A 14,054-nucleotide genomic window follows, 5' to 3' on the forward strand; every position below is an offset into this window, starting at 1 on the left:
CTAGCCCGCGCGCCGCACTTCGCCCGGCGTGACGCCGAGCACACGCCGCATGCAGCGCGCCATGTGGCTCTGGTGCGAGAAGCCGCTCTCCAGCGCCACGAGGCTCGCGGGCATCTCACTGCGCAGCAGCAGCCCGCGCGCGCGGTCGACGCGGCGGTGCACCACGTACTCGTGCACCGGCAGGCCGATGGAGCGCTTGAACTGCGTCTTCAGGTGCGAGGCGCTGAGGCCTGCGACACCGGCCAGCGCGGCCAGCGAGAGATCGCCGTCCAGGTGTGCTTCGATGTACTCGATCACGCGGCGCAGCTGCGGCCGCGTCAGCCCCTGTGCCGATGCCGTGCCTGCGGCGGCCTCCTGCCCCGCGAGCAGCTGCACCGCGAGCGCGGTGCCCAGGCTGTCGGTGTAGAGCCTGCCGTTGGGAAAGCCAGCGCGGCGCTCCGCGTCGAGCGCCCAAGCGACGTGCTCGATCCGCGCGTCACGGAACTGGTGGCGCTGGTCGAGCACGGCCCGCTCGGGCGGCAGGCCCATCTCGTCGGCTGTGCGGCTCAGCAGCGAAGGCGGCATGCGCACCACGACCGAGGTGCTCGGCGCTTCCTCGTGCCAGACGTCGGAGATGCCGGCCGGCAGGATGTCGAGGTCGCCGCGCGTGTAGAGGAAGCTGTGCAGCCTGCAAGCCCCGGCCACCGGACCGCCGGTGTGTAGCTTGATGCGATGGTCGGGCAGCGCGTCGTAGCCGACCACGCCGCCGGGCGTCTGCCGCAGGTCCACCTGCAGGCGGGTGTCCGTATCGGTTTTGCTCATCGGAACATTATCGAGTGCCGCCTTGCACGGCGCTGTCCGTTCATGCTCCAGCACGGCCGAACGTGCGCGACCGCAAGAGCACCGATCCGGATCATTCGCAGCCTTGAACTTCATCCATTGCAAGGCACGCGAATCATCATGACGAACGACATCTACGGCGGCAAGAAGGCCGTCATCACCGGCGGAACCATCGGCATGGGCCTGGCCACCGCACAGGCGCTGCTCGCGGGCGGCGCCGAAGTGCTCGCGACCGGGCGCAACCCCGTGAACCTCGAAGCCGCGCGGCGCACGCTCGGCGCGGGCGCCCACGTGCTGGCCTCCGACGCCGCCTCGCTGGCCGACATCGACACGCTGGCGGCCACGGTGCGCGAGCGCTTCGGCCGCATCGACCTGCTGCACATCAACGCCGGCATCTCCACGCTGGAGCCCTTCGAACAGGTGACGGAGGCCGGCTACGACCGCGCCTTCGCCATCAACACCAAGGGTCCGTTCTTCACCGTGCAGCGCCTGGCGCCGCTGATCCGCGAGGGCGGCGCCATCGTCGTCACCTCGTCCATCGCGGACGAAGGCGGCATGCATGGCATGAGCGTCTACAGCGCCACCAAGGCCGCGCTGCGCTCCTTCGCCTCGGGCTTCGCGGCGGAGCTGATGGCGCGGCGCATCCGCGTGAACGTGGTGAGCCCGGGCTTCATCGACACGCCCACGCTGGGCGTGGCCGATGCGACGCCGGAGGAACGCGCCGAGTTCATCCGGCTGGGCGACCAGATCACGCCGATGCGGCGCCACGGCACCGCCGACGAAGTGGCCCGCGCGGTGCTGTTCTTCGCCTTCGAGGCGACCTTCACGACCGGCGCGCGACTCACCGTCGACGGCGGGCTGGGCCAGAAGCTGACGCCCGCCGCGGCCTGATTGCACCTGATCGACACGAAAACATGGAACGGAGAACGACATGACCGACGTATCCCTCATCGGCCTCGGCCCCATGGGCATCGCGCTCGCGCACGCACTGCAGCCGAAATACACGCTGACGCTCTGGAACCGCACCGCCGGGCGCGCCCACCCGCTGCTGAACCAGGGCACCCTGCTCGCCACGGATGCGCGCAGCGCCGCCGAGGCGAGCCCCATCGTGCTGATGTGCGTGGCCGACTACGCCGCGGCCCGCTCGATCCTCGCCCAGCCCGGCGCGATGCAGGCCCTGCGCGGCAAGGTGCTGGTGCAGCTGAGCACCGGCACGCCGCAGGACGCGCGCGACGCCTGGGCCGCCGCGGACGGCGTGGCCTACCTCGATGGCGCCCTGCTCGCCACGCCCGGCCAGATCGGCCGGCCCGACACGCCGCTCTTCATTTCGGGCGAGGAGCGCGCGCTGGCCATCTGCCGCCCGGTGCTCGAAACCATCGCCGGCCGCCTCATGTACATGGGCGAGCCGGTCGGCAACGCCGCGGCCTGGGACCTCGCGACGCTGTCGTGCATGTTCGGCGCGATGAGCGGCTTCTTCCACGGCGCTCGCATCTGCGAGGCCGAAGGGCTGGGCGTGGGCGAGTTCGGCCGGATGATCGGTGCGATATCGCCGGTGCTGGGGGAGATGATCCGCGCCGAGGGCGATGCCATCGAGGCCGGGAGCTACGGCGAGCCCCAGAGCTCGATGGCCACCTGCGCGGGCTCCGGCCGGCTGTTCGTGAAGCAGGCGCGCGAGGCCGGCCTGGACGGGAGCTTTCCGGCTTTCCTGGCCGGCATGTTCGACCGCGCGCTGGCGGCCGGTTTCGCGCACGAGCGCCTCGCCGCGATGATCAAGGTGCTGCGCTGACTGAAAAAGAGGCGGCGACGGTGCCGCCTACTGCACGACGGAGCTGCCCGGAACCCGGTCGCCCACCGGCGTGAAGATCTGCGCAGCGTCGACCGCGTCGAAGCGGTACTGCTTGCCGCAGAAGTCGCAGCCCACCTCGATGTTGCCGCGCTCGGCGAGGATGCTCTCGGCCTCCTGCTCGCCGAGGCCGCGGATCATCTGCGCCACGCGCTCGCGGCCGCAGGTGCAGGCGAAGCGCGGGCCGAGCATGCCGGCCTGCGGCTCGAAGCGCAGCAGCTTCTCTTCCCAGAACAGGCGGCGCAGGATGGTCTCGACGTCGAGCGTGAGCAGCTCGTCGCGCGTGAGGCTCGACGCGAGGATCGAGATGCGGTTGTAGTCCTCGTTACGGCCGATCTGGTCTTCGTTGGCCTGATCGTGATCCTTGTCGGCGGTGCCCTCGAGGTTGCCCTCGCCCTTCACCGGCAGGCGCTGGATCAGCAGGCCCGCGGCCACCTTGTCGTCGGCGGCCAGCACCAGCGTGGTGTCGAGCTGTTCGCTTTGCAGCATGTAGTGCTGGAGCACGTCGCTGAGCTTGCCGAGCTTCTCGCCGTCGTCGCCGAAGAGCGGCACGACGCCCTGGTAGGGGGTGGTGCCCGGCAGCTTGTCCTTGGGGTCGAGCGTGATGGCGCAGCGGCCCTTGTTGTTCACGTTGACCATGTCGGGCAGGTGCGCGTCGACCGGCAACTCACCCATCACCTTGGCGGTCGCGCGCAGGCTCAGGTCGGGCTTGGACTCGGCCACCGCCACCTTGACGGGGCCGTCGCCGAAGATCTGCAGGATCAGCGCACCGTTGAACTTGATGTTGGCCTGCATCAGCGTGGCCGCCGCCGTCATCTCGCCGAGCAGTTCGACCACGGGCTGCGGATAGGCGCCGGTGGCGGTATTGGAGGCGCGCCGCGCGAGGATCTCCTGCCACGCGTCCGTCAGGCGCACGATCATGCCGCGCACCGGCAGGCCATCGAACAGGAATTTGTGCAGCTCGCTCAAAACATCTTCTTTCTGTGTGTGTGCCTGCGACCGGGATGGTCAGGCGATCTTTTTCAGGCCCTTTGCGAAGCGCCGGGCGTTGGCCACGTAGTTTTCCGCGCCCTGGCGCAGCTTGGCGGCGGTCTCGTCGTCGAGGGTGCGCACCACCTTGGCGGGCGAGCCCATGATGAGCGAGTTGTCGGGAAACTCCTTGCCCTCGGTCACCACGCTGCCGGCGCCAACGATCGAGTTGCGGCCGATCCTCGCGTTATTCAAGACCACCGCCTGGATGCCGACCAGCGTGTTGTCGCCGATGGTGCAGCCATGCAGCATCACCTGGTGCCCGACGGTCACGTTGTCGCCCACGGTCAGGGGGCAGCCGATGTCGGCGTGCAGCACCGACAGGTCCTGGATGTTGCTGTTGCGCCCGATGCTCAGCGTCTCGGTGTCGCCTCGCAGCACCGCGCCGAACCACACGTTGGCGTTCTCCGCCAGCCTGACGTTGCCCATCACCTCCGCGGTGTCGGCCACCCATGCACCTTCGCCCACCTGGGGTGCCACGCCGTCGAGTTCGTAGAGCGCCATTGTTCCGGTCCCTGCAAGGTCAAAACCTAGAATTGTAGGGATGCACCCCCGATTGAGCGCGCTGGCCGCGCTTCGCCTTACAGACCCCGATGAAAAGGTGGCCGCCACCCGTGCCATCCCGCTGGACGGCGCTACCGAATCCATAGCAGCCCAGGCCATCCGCGTGCCCGGCGACGATCTCGGCGTGCCGGGCCGCCCCGAGCGCCCGCTGCGCGTGGCCGCCACCGCCGTGCAGAAGCGCTCGCCTTTCACCACCGAGGGACGCGCGGCGCTGATCCATTCGATCTGCCACATCGAGTTCAACGCCATCAACCTCGCGCTGGACGCCGTCTGGCGCTACGACGGCATGCCCCAGGCCTACTACCGCGACTGGCTGCGCGTGGCCCATGAAGAGGCGCTGCACTTCACCCTTCTGCACGCGCACCTGCAGGACATGGGCTGGCGCTATGGCGACTTCCCCGGCCACGACGGCCTGTGGAACATGTGCGAGAAGACCAAGGACGACGTGCTCGCCCGCATGGCGCTGGTGCCGCGCACGCTGGAGGCGCGCGGGCTCGACGCCACGCCGCTCATTCAGGGCAAGCTCAAGCGCGTGAACACACCCGATGCGTTGCGCGCGGTGGAGATCCTCGACATCATCCTGCGCGACGAGGTGGGCCACGTGGCCATCGGCAACCACTGGTACCGCTGGCTGTGCGAGCGCGAGGGCATCGACCCGGAAGCGGCCTACCCCGGGCTCGTGGCGCGCTACGACGCGCCGCGGCACAAGCCGCCCTTCAACTTCGAGGCGCGCGGGCGTGCGGGCTTCAGCGCGGAAGAGCTGCGCCAGCTCTCGCAGACGCAGGACAAGGCCTGAAGCCGCCGCTCTTCTTTCCTCTTCGGCTCAGGCCGGACGCACCTGCACCACCAGCTTCGGCATGAAATGCTGGAGCACGTCGCCATGCTGGTTGAGCGTCTGGCAGCGCATCGCCACCATCGCGCGGCCGGGTTTGGAGCGCGAGGGCACGATGTCGACGACCTCGCCCTCCACATGCAGCACGTCGCCGGGCCGCGTCGGCTTGGGCCACTGCAGTTCGCCGCCCGAACCGATGATTCCGTCGGCCAGCGGAAGGCCGCTTTCGACCAGCAGCTTCATCGTGAGCGCGGCCGTGTGCCAGCCGCTCGCCGCGAGGCCGCCGAAGAATGTGCTCTTGGCAGCCTCTTCGTCGGTATGAAAGGGCTGCGGATCGAATTGCTGCGCGAAGGCCTTGATCTGCGCCGCGTCGAGCACGTGCTCCGCGCTCTTGAAACGGTCGCCGACCTTCAGGTCTTCGAGATACAGCTTGGCCATGGGGTCTCCTTTGTCGTGGGTGGCGATCGTCATTCTCGCGGGCGGCGCGGCCTTCAGACGCGCTCGAGGATCGTCGCGATGCCCTGCCCTCCGCCGATGCACTGGGTGGCCAGCGCGTAGCGGCCGTTCTCGCGCGCCAGCAGCGACGCCGCCTTGCCGGTGATGCGCGCACCGGTCGCGCCCAGCGGATGGCCGATGGAAAGGCCGCCGCCATCGAGGTTGATCTTCGCCGGATCGAGCCCGAGGTCGCGAATGCAGGCCAGCGCCTGCGAGGAGAAGGCTTCGTTGATCTCGATCACGTCGAGGTCGGCCGCGCTCAGGCCCGCGCGCGCCAGCGCCTTGCGCGTGGCCGGGATCGGGCCGATGCCCATGATCGCCGGGTCGACGCCCACGGTCGCGAACGAGCGGATGCGCGCCAGCGCCTTCAGGCCGTGCTTCGCCGCGAATTCGTCGCTGGTGACGAGCACCGCCGCCGCGCCGTCGGTCAGCGGAGACGAGGTGCCGGCCGTCACCACGCCGTCAGGGCGGAACGCGGGCTTGAGGTTCGCCAGCGCCTCGGCGGAAGTGGTCGGGCGGATGCAGCCGTCGGCATCGATCACGTCGCCCGAAGCCAGGCGCACCGGCACGATCTCGCCGGCAAGCCGCCCCTGCGAACGCGCCTCGGCCGCCTTGCGATGCGACTCCACCGCGAAGGCCTCCTGGTCGGCGCGGCTCACGTTCCAGCGCTGCGCCACGTTCTCGGCGGTCTCGCCCATCGAGATGTAGGCGTCGGTGTTCTCCTTGAGTTCCGGGCTCGGCGAGAAGTTGAAGCCGCCCTGCGGCACCATCGTCATCGACTCCACGCCCACGCACAGGAACGCATCGCCCATGCCCGCCTCGATCTGCGCGGCGGCGATGTGCACGGCCTGCATCGACGAGCCGCAGAAGCGGTTGACCGTCATGCCGCCCACCTCGTGCGGAAGGCCGGCCAGCAACCCGACGATGCGCGCGAGGTTGTTGCCCTGCGAGGCCTCGGGGTAGGCGCAACCGAGGATGACGTCTTCGAGCAGCGCGGGGTCGAGGTCGGTGCGCTGCAGCAGGCCGCGCACCACGCCGGCGGCCAGCGTGTCGGGGCGCACCTCGGCGAGCGCGCCTTTCTTCGCGAAGTGGAACGGGGAACGGGCGTAGGCGGAAATGACGGCTTTCATGAATGCTCTCCAGCAGATTGACTACCTTCCAATCGGTAGGCTTCGAGGTCGAAAAATAAGCACGCCGAAGCGTGCCTGCACGGGGCCGGGCGCTCAGCCCAGCAAGGAACTCCTGAGCTGGGCGATGGCCTCGTCGAAGTCGTCGACGCGGCCCGTCATGCGCGCCGACAGCAGCGCGCCCTGGCAAACGGAAAAAACGTAGGCAGCCAGCGAAGCCACCGAGGCGCCGGTCTTGCGCTCCGTCATCAGCGCGCCCAGGACGCCGGTGAGCCACGTCACCTGCGTGTTGCGCAGCTCCTGCACGGCAAGGCGAAGCTCGTCGTTGATGACGCCCCAGCCGGGAGCCACCGCCCCCGCGGGACACATGCCCGAGCCGGCCCTGAGCGTGTTGCGGTACATGCGGAAATACGATTCGAGCGCGTCCTTCGGCTCGCGCGCCCGGGCGGCGTCCCAGTCCTTGAAGCCCTGCGTGGCCGCGCGGATCACCGCGACGCCCAGCGCCTCCTTGGTCGGGAAGTGGTGGTACAGGCTGGCCTTGCGCACGCCGACCGCGTCGGCCACGTCCTGGAAGCTGAAGCCCAGGTAGGAACGGGTTTCGATGAAGCCGCGCGCCACCGCGAGGATCTGCTCGCGGGTGCTGCCGGCGGCGAATGCTGTGGCGTTGGTCATCTACCTACTATAAGGTAGGCAAGGCCAAGCCACAAGCCGGGGTGTCATCCAGGCGTCAGCGCGCCTTTGCGGCTTTTCAATCGGCCTTGATGCCCGCCGCCTTGACGATGCGCCCGTTGCTCTCGAACTCGCTGGCGATTTCCTTCGCGAACGCGGCCGGGGTGCCGCCGGTCGGCACGTTGTCGGTGGCCGTGAGCTTGGCGCGCAGCTCGGGGGTGGCCAGCGCCTTGTTGATCTCGGCGTTGTACTTCGCGACCAGCGCCGGCGGCGTGGCCGCCGGCGCGAACACGCCGAACAGCGAATTGATGTTCGCCGCCTTGTAGCCCAGCTCACCCAGCGTGGGCACCTGCGGGAGGCTGTCGAGCCGGGCTGGGGCACCCACCGCCAGCGGGCGCAGCTTGCCCGACTGGATGTGCGAGGAGAGCGTCGGGCTCGCGTTGGTCGAAAGAATCTCGAACTGCCCGCCGATCGCGTCGTTGAGCTGCTGGCCGCCGCCCTTGTAAGGCACATGCGTGATGTCCACGCTCGCCGCCGCGCGCAGCTGCTCCAGCACGATGTGGCCCAGCGAGGCCGGCCCGGAGGTAGCCCAGCGCACCGCGCCCGGATGGGCCTTGGCATCGTCGATGAGAGCGCGGAAGTCCTTCGCCTTGCTCGCCGGCGTGGCGATCAGCAGCACCGGCGAATACATCACGCTGGCCACAGGCGCCACGTCCTTCAGCGGATCGAAGGGCAGCTTGCCCAGGTGCGGGCTCAGCACCAGCGGGCTGATGGCCGAGAAGCCCAGCGTCGCACCGTCGGGCGCGGCCTTGGCGACGGCGTCCATGCCGATGGCCCCGCTCGCGCCCGCGCGGTTGTCGACGATCACCGTGACGCCCATCTGCGCCGCGAGCCGGTCGCCCAGCGCACGCGCGACCACGTCGCTGACGCCGCCGGCCGGATAGGCGACGATGAGGCGCACGGTCTTGGGCACGGCCTGCGCGAAGGCGCCGGATGCGGCGCACAGCGCGGCGGCGGCGAGGAGTCGGGTCGCCGTGCGGCGCGAGGGCTTCGGGGAAGCGAGGAAATTCATGGTGTCGTGTGTGGCAGCCCGTGTCGTCTGCCTGCTTGCGTGATGGATGGCGTCAGTCCAGTTGCAGCTTGCGCTCCTTGATCAGCCTGGACCACTTCTCATTGTCCGCCTTCACGAAAGCCGCGAACTCGGCCGGCCCGAGCGAATGCACCTCGGCCCCCGCCGTCGCGAACTTGGCCTTGATCTCGGGCTGCGCCAGCGCCCTGGCCAACTCGCCGGAGAGCCGGTCGACGACTTCCTTCGGCATGTTGGCCGGTCCCACGAGTCCCTGGAAGCCGACCGACTCCATGCCAGCCAACCCCAGTTCCTTCACCGTCGGCACATCGGGCAGCTGCGGATCGCGTGCCGGGCCGGTCACCGCCAGCGCCTTGAGCTTGCCACCCTTCACCTGCGGCAGCAGCACGCTGCCCGCGTCGATGAGGATCTGCGTCTGCCCGCCGATCAGGTCCTGCACCGCGGGGGCGCTGCCCTTGTACGGCACGTGCGTCATGTCGAGGCCGGTCACCTGGTTCATGAGCTCGCCGTTGAGGTGCGTGGAGGTGCCGTTGCCGCCCGAGGCGAAGTTGACCTTGCCCGGCTGGCCCTTGGCCCAGGCGACGAACTCCTTGAGGTTCTTCGCCGGATGGTCGGGCCGCGTCACCGCGATGTAGCTGCCCTGGCTGATCTGGCCGATGTAGGTGAACTGCCTGATCGGGTCGTAGGGCGGCTTGCTCTGCAGGTACGGCGCGATGGCGAAGGGCCCCGTGTTGGCCAGCAGCAGCGTGTAGCCGTCGGCGGGCTGGCGCGTGAGCTCGGTGGCCGCGATCATGCCGCTCGCGCCGGGCTTGTAGTCGACCACGAGCTGTTGCTTGAGCGCCTCCTGCAGCGGCACCTGCACCGTGCGCGCCGCGAAGTCGATGCCGCCGCCGGGCGGATAGCCGACGATCAGGCGGATGGGCTTGGCGCCCGGAAAGGCCTGGGCGGCGGCGAGGCCGGCGGCTGCGGCCATTGCAAAGCCGAGCCCAAGGCCGGCGCAGAGTCTGTTGAATTTCACGTTCCGTCTCCTCTTGTCGATGATTGATTTTCCAGCAGCCGCCGCAGCGTCAGCGCGTTGCCCGTTGCCTCGCCGCCGGCCGTGTTGTCGAACACGCACCAGCACTGCGCACCCTCCTCTTTCGCGCGCTGCAGCCGCCGGGCGAGGCGCGCGAGCAGTTCCTCGTCGTAGGCGGACCAGTAGCGCCGCGGCGAACCGTGCAGGCGCAGATAGACAAGGCCCGACCAGCCGCCGGGGGCCGCGGCTTCGTCGAACAGCACCGGGTCCGCGAGCACGCGGGCCACTTCGAAATCCGACAGGAGCCCGTCGGCCTGCGACGTGAACCAGCTGCGATGGCGCGGCTCCAGCACCACCGCGCCCCGGTGCCTGTGCCGCAGCGCGGTGAAGAAGCCGCGCACCGCTGCAGCATCGAACGCCAGGCTGGGCGGCAACTGCACGACCAGCGCACCCAGCTTGCTGCCGAGGCCCTCGACCTGCGCGGCAAACGCCTCGAAAGCCGGCATCGCACCGATCAGCCGGCGTTCGTGCGTCACCGCCTTCGGCAGTTTGACCGCGAAGCGAAACCCTTCAGGCGTGCTCGCGGCCCAGCGCTCGTAGGTCTCGCGCCGGTGCGGCCGATAGAACGAGGAGTCGATCTCGACGGCGTCGAAGCGCTGCGCATAGCGTTCCAGGTGCGAGCCCTCGGCCGGAAACACCGGCCACAGCGCGCGCGGCAGGCTCCATCCGGCGCAGCCGATGCGCCAGTCCTGCGAAGGCTCAGCCGCGCGGATGGTGCTGCGCATGCAGCTGCTTCAGGCGCTCGCGCGCCACGTGCGTGTAGATGGTCGTCGTCGAGATGTCGGCATGCCCCAGCAGCAGTTGCACCGCGCGCAGGTCGACGCCGTGGTTCAGCAGGTGCGTGGCGAAGGCGTGGCGCAGCGTGTGCGGCGACAGCGGAACGTGGATGCCCGCCGCGGTCGCGTGCTTCTTCACGATGATCCAGAACATCACGCGCGTCATGCCCGAGCCGCGCGCGGTGACGAACAGGTCGGGCGTCTGCTGGCCGTCGAGGATGGCGGGGCGCGAATCCTCCAGGTAGCGCTCGATCCAGCGCCTCGCCTCGGCGCCGAAGGGCACCAGCCGCTCCTTGCTGCCCTTGCCGAGCACGCGCAGGACGCCGTCGTTGAGGCTCATGTCGGTGGCCTTGAGCGCCACCAGCTCGCTCACGCGCAGGCCGCTGGCGTACATCAGCTCCAGCATCGCGCGGTCGCGCAGGCCCAGCGGCGAATCGACGTCGGGCGCGCCCAGCAGGTCGTCGACCTGCTTTTCGGAAAGCGTCTTGACGGCCCTCGGCATCTGCCGCGCCGGCATGAGCCGGATGCTCGGATCGGCCGCGATACGCCGCTCGCGCAGCGCCCAGCGGTAGTAGCGCTTGAACACTGTGAGCCGGCGGTTCGCCGACGTGGCCTTGCCCTTGGTCGACAGGCGCGCGCCCATGTAGGCCTGCAGGTCGGTCTCCTTCGCGGTGTCGAGCGCGGTGCCGCTACGCTGCGCGCCGAGCCACTGCGCGAACAGCGTCAGGTCGCGGCGATAGGCGGCCAGCGTGTTTTTCGAGAGTCCATCCTCCAGCCACAGTGCGTCGATGAAGTCGTCGATCCCGGGTGTGGTCTGCGTGGCTGCCTCTGTGCTCATGCCTTGCAAGATAACAAAAAGAAAAAGCCGCCCGGCATGCGGGCGGCTTCCCTGGTGCGAGGAGCGATCCTCAGTCGAGCTTCAGGTTCTGCTTCTTCACGACCTGCTTGTACACGTCGTACTCGGCCTTGATCTGCGCGGCGAACTGGTCGGGCGTGTTCGCCACGATCAGCGAGCCCGTGTCCTCGATGCGCTTGCGCACCGCCGGCTCTTCCACCGCCTTCTTCACGCCGGCGCTGATCTTCTCGACCACTTCCTTGGGCAGGCCCTTCGGGCCGAGGATGCCGTAGTAGGCCATGCGGTTCACCGGCTCCAGGCCCACTTCCTTGAAGGTGGGCACGTTGGGCAGCGCGGCCAGGCGCTGCGGCGCGGACACCACGATGGGAATCAGCCGGCCGCTCTGGATGAAGGGCATGGCCGAGGGGATGTTGTCGAACATGATCGGCACCTGGCCGGCCACCACGTCGTTCAGCGCCGGGCCCGCGCCGCGGTACGGGATGTGCGTGACGAAGGTGTTGGTCAGGCTCTTGTAGAGCTCCATCAGCAGGTGGCCGATGCCGCCCGTGCCCGACGAGGCGTACGAGTACTTGCCGGGGTTCTTCTTCAGCTCGGCCACGAACTCGGCGTAGTTCTTGGCGGGGAAGCTCGGGTTGACCGCGATGATGTTCGGCGTGGCCGCGATGTTGATGATCGGCGTGAAGTCGTTGATCGGGTCGTACGGCGTCTTCGGGTTGATGGCCGGGTTGGCCGCCGTGCTCGACACCGTGGCGATGCCCAGCTTGTAGCCGTCGGGCGTGGCACGGGCGGTTTCGGCCGCGCCCACGATGCCGCCGCCACCGGCGCGGTTGATCACCACCACCGGCTGGCCCAGCACCTTGCCCAGCGGATCGGAAATCACGCGCGCCACGATGTCCGTCGTGCCGCCCGGTGCGAACGGCACGCTCAGCTCGACGGGCTTGTTGGGATAACCCTGCGCAAAGCTCTGACCCGCCACTGCAATCAGTGCCGCGGCTCCCACCATCGCGCTCCATTGACGACGTTGCATCAAAAACTCCTTGTTCTGCTGTATGTCGAAAAAACGAAGCCCGGATGCTAGCGGCTCGGGGGCCGTATCCGTGCTCTGGATTACCCATGGTCAAGCGGGTTTATCCTCGAAGCGGTGAATTACGCGCAGCTGCTCTTCCCCGACTTCTCCCTCATCGCCATCGGCTGGCTCCTGTGCCGCTACACAGCCCTCGACCGCCGCGTGTGGGACCAGGTCGAGAGCCTTGTTTACTACTTTCTATTTCCTGTGCTGCTGTTCCACTCGATCGTGCGCAGCCCGCTCGACTTCGGGGCGACATCGAGCCTGCTCACCGCAGGTGTCGGCGTGGGCGTGTGCGGCATCGTGCTGGCCTACGCCCTGCCCTTCGTTCCGGGCCTGCGCACGCACATCGACCGGCGCGACCACGCGGCGAGCGCGCAGATTGCCTTTCGCTTCAACTCGTTCATCTGCCTGGCGCTGGCGGAACGGCTCGGAGGCTCCGAGGGGCTGCTGCTGATCGCGGTGCTGATCGGCGTGTGCGTGCCGATCTTCAACATCGCGGCCGTGTGGCCGATGACGCGGCATGCGCAGACGGGGTTCGTGCGGCAGCTGGTGCGCAATCCGCTGATCGTTGCGACCGTGGCGGGGTTGCTGGCCAATGTGCTGGGGCTTACTGTGCCCACTTGGGCCACGCCTACGTTGACGCGGATCGGGGCCGCTTCGCTGGCGCTTGGGCTGCTGGCTGCGGGGGCGGGGATGAAGTTCTCCACCTTGGGCACGGGCAAGGTGCTGGCCGTGTCGGTGCTGGCCATACGGCATCTGTTGCTGCCGTTGGTGGCCTGGGGGCTGGCTCGGGCGCTTCGGCTCGATGCTGCGCAGGGGGCTGTGCTGATGGCTTTCTCTGCTGTGCCTACTGCTTCCAGCGCTTATGTGCTGGCTGCTCGCATGGGGTACAACGGGCCTTATGTGGCTGGGTTGGTGACTTTGTCTACCTTGCTGGGGGTTGTCAGCTTGCCGTTTGCTTTGGCTTTGCCTCGGTGAGGGCTGTTGGGTGTTTGCTTCCCGGGGCCGGGTCTCGGCCCCGGGGAAGGAATCGCTCAGCTACGAGAAAGCAAAGCCGGAACAGCAGAAGCCAACAGCGCAACCCCGGAAGCAGTCAACAACCCCAAAACAATCTTCCGAAACGCAACCTCACTGATCCCGATATAAAGCCGCGCCCCCAATAACACAGGCACAGCCACCGCCACCGCCACCACCCCCAGCAAAGGCAAGAGAGAACGCCCGATATTCCCGCTGAACAGGTGGATGCCGAACGCCACCAGCAACATCGACAGATTGAAGTTCTGGATCACCGCCCGCTGCGTATCCCGCTGAAACCCGCGCAACGTGCACCACAGCGTGGGAATGGTCCCCGAGAACCCGCCGATGCCGGCCATCGCACCGCCGATGGCCCCTGCAACCCCATCGGCGACGCGCCCGCCGAACGAAAGCTTCGGCAGGTGCTGCGACATCAGCATCGCCGGACACCACAGCACCAACAGTAGCCCGAGGCACAGCTTGAAGACGACGAGATCCAGATGCGGCAGCAGCCAGACGCCGAAGGGCACGCCCACCAGTCCGCCAAGCAGGAAAGGCCAGAGAACGCTCTTGTCGAAGGAACGCCGCACGGTGACCGCGGCGATCACCTGCCCCGTCATCGCGCCGAAGAGCGCGAGCAAGGCGGCGAGCCGGGGCTCCAGCGTCCAGGCCCAGACGGACATCGCCACCATGCCGAACGCAAAGCCGGAGAGGCCCTGCACGAAACCCGCCAGCACGGCGCCGACGATCACATAGACATACAGGGCTTGCATGCGGCCGATGATATCGGCCGGGGTTC

Annotated in this window: 16 protein-coding genes; 4 read left to right on the plus strand and 12 right to left on the minus strand. The window is 68.4% G+C overall.

The annotated features are described in order from the left end of the window. Positions 1-801, minus strand: a complete 801-nt coding sequence (locus tag ABL838_RS19955; protein WP_418121590.1) for a helix-turn-helix domain-containing protein — start codon at positions 799-801, stop codon at positions 1-3. A 138-nt stretch (positions 802-939) separates the two neighbouring features. On the opposite strand from ABL838_RS19955, the gene ABL838_RS19960 reads away from it, so the two are divergent. Together ABL838_RS19960 and ABL838_RS19965 are read left to right on the plus strand one after the other, a co-directional pair. Next, on the plus strand, positions 940-1,710 hold the full coding sequence (locus tag ABL838_RS19960; protein ID WP_369661619.1) for an SDR family oxidoreductase: 771 nt from the start codon (positions 940-942) through the stop codon (positions 1,708-1,710). A gap of 40 nt (positions 1,711-1,750) precedes the next feature. Beyond that, a complete protein-coding gene (locus tag ABL838_RS19965; protein WP_418121591.1) occupies positions 1,751-2,605 on the plus strand; it encodes an NAD(P)-dependent oxidoreductase in 855 nt (284 codons plus the stop codon). A 27-nt stretch (positions 2,606-2,632) separates the two neighbouring features. Here the strand turns inward: ABL838_RS19965 and ABL838_RS19970 are convergent, their stop codons facing one another. Both ABL838_RS19970 and ABL838_RS19975 read right to left on the minus strand, forming a co-directional pair. Further along, positions 2,633-3,631, minus strand: coding sequence for an Hsp33 family molecular chaperone HslO (locus ABL838_RS19970; protein WP_418121592.1), 999 nt, complete (start codon positions 3,629-3,631; stop codon positions 2,633-2,635). A 39-nt stretch (positions 3,632-3,670) separates the two neighbouring features. Beyond that, on the minus strand, positions 3,671-4,195 hold the full coding sequence (locus tag ABL838_RS19975) for a gamma carbonic anhydrase family protein (RefSeq protein WP_418121593.1): 525 nt from the start codon (positions 4,193-4,195) through the stop codon (positions 3,671-3,673). Positions 4,196-4,235: 40 nt separating this feature from the next. Here ABL838_RS19975 and ABL838_RS19980 point away from each other — a divergent pair, with 40 nt between their 5' ends. After that, positions 4,236-5,051 (plus strand): ferritin-like domain-containing protein, encoded by an 816-nt coding sequence (locus ABL838_RS19980; protein ID WP_418121594.1) that lies wholly within the window; start codon positions 4,236-4,238, stop codon positions 5,049-5,051. Between the two features lie 27 nt (positions 5,052-5,078). On the opposite strand, the gene ABL838_RS19985 is transcribed toward ABL838_RS19980, so the two are convergent. The 8 genes from ABL838_RS19985 to ABL838_RS20020 all read right to left on the minus strand — a co-directional run bounded on the left by ABL838_RS19985 (position 5,079) and on the right by ABL838_RS20020 (position 12,199). After that, complete coding sequence (locus ABL838_RS19985) at positions 5,079-5,525, minus strand: MaoC family dehydratase (protein WP_418121595.1); 447 nt, start codon at positions 5,523-5,525, stop codon at positions 5,079-5,081. Between the two features lie 53 nt (positions 5,526-5,578). Next, on the minus strand, positions 5,579-6,712 hold the full coding sequence (locus ABL838_RS19990) for a thiolase family protein (RefSeq protein ID WP_184641310.1): 1,134 nt from the start codon (positions 6,710-6,712) through the stop codon (positions 5,579-5,581). Between the two features lie 93 nt (positions 6,713-6,805). Further along, positions 6,806-7,381: a TetR/AcrR family transcriptional regulator gene (locus ABL838_RS19995; RefSeq protein ID WP_418121597.1), complete on the minus strand. Its 576-nt coding sequence runs from the start codon at positions 7,379-7,381 to the stop codon at positions 6,806-6,808. A gap of 76 nt (positions 7,382-7,457) precedes the next feature. Continuing rightward, positions 7,458-8,450 (minus strand): Bug family tripartite tricarboxylate transporter substrate binding protein, encoded by a 993-nt coding sequence (locus ABL838_RS20000; RefSeq protein ID WP_369661615.1) that lies wholly within the window; start codon positions 8,448-8,450, stop codon positions 7,458-7,460. Positions 8,451-8,502: 52 nt separating this feature from the next. Continuing rightward, the gene (locus ABL838_RS20005; RefSeq protein ID WP_240650853.1) at positions 8,503-9,483 is read right to left on the minus strand and encodes a Bug family tripartite tricarboxylate transporter substrate binding protein; all 981 of its coding nucleotides are present in this window, start codon (positions 9,481-9,483) and stop codon (positions 8,503-8,505) included. Beyond that, positions 9,480-10,265 (minus strand): DUF72 domain-containing protein, encoded by a 786-nt coding sequence (locus tag ABL838_RS20010; protein WP_418121598.1) that lies wholly within the window; start codon positions 10,263-10,265, stop codon positions 9,480-9,482. The genes ABL838_RS20005 and ABL838_RS20010 overlap by 4 nt, the downstream gene beginning before the upstream one ends. Further along, positions 10,240-11,154 carry a site-specific tyrosine recombinase XerD gene (xerD, locus tag ABL838_RS20015; RefSeq protein WP_126025846.1) on the minus strand — a complete coding sequence of 305 codons (915 nt, stop codon included), beginning with the start codon at positions 11,152-11,154 and terminating at the stop codon, positions 10,240-10,242. Before xerD ends, ABL838_RS20010 begins: the two co-directional genes overlap by 26 nt. A 70-nt stretch (positions 11,155-11,224) precedes the next feature. Next, positions 11,225-12,199 (minus strand): tripartite tricarboxylate transporter substrate binding protein BugE, encoded by a 975-nt coding sequence (locus ABL838_RS20020; RefSeq protein ID WP_184641314.1) that lies wholly within the window; start codon positions 12,197-12,199, stop codon positions 11,225-11,227. 102 nt (positions 12,200-12,301) lie between these two features. Between ABL838_RS20020 and ABL838_RS20025 the strand changes: the two genes are divergently transcribed. Next, a complete protein-coding gene (locus ABL838_RS20025; protein ID WP_418125886.1) occupies positions 12,302-13,219 on the plus strand; it encodes an AEC family transporter in 918 nt (305 codons plus the stop codon). A gap of 56 nt (positions 13,220-13,275) precedes the next feature. On the opposite strand, the gene ABL838_RS20030 is transcribed toward ABL838_RS20025, so the two are convergent. Continuing rightward, positions 13,276-14,028 carry a sulfite exporter TauE/SafE family protein gene (locus ABL838_RS20030; RefSeq protein ID WP_418117064.1) on the minus strand — a complete coding sequence of 251 codons (753 nt, stop codon included), beginning with the start codon at positions 14,026-14,028 and terminating at the stop codon, positions 13,276-13,278. Positions 14,029-14,054: the final 26 nt, after the last annotated feature.

It is taken from the genome of Variovorax sp. 160MFSha2.1, from assembly GCF_048305075.1.
GTDB lineage: Bacteria > Pseudomonadota > Gammaproteobacteria > Burkholderiales > Burkholderiaceae_C > Variovorax > Variovorax guangxiensis.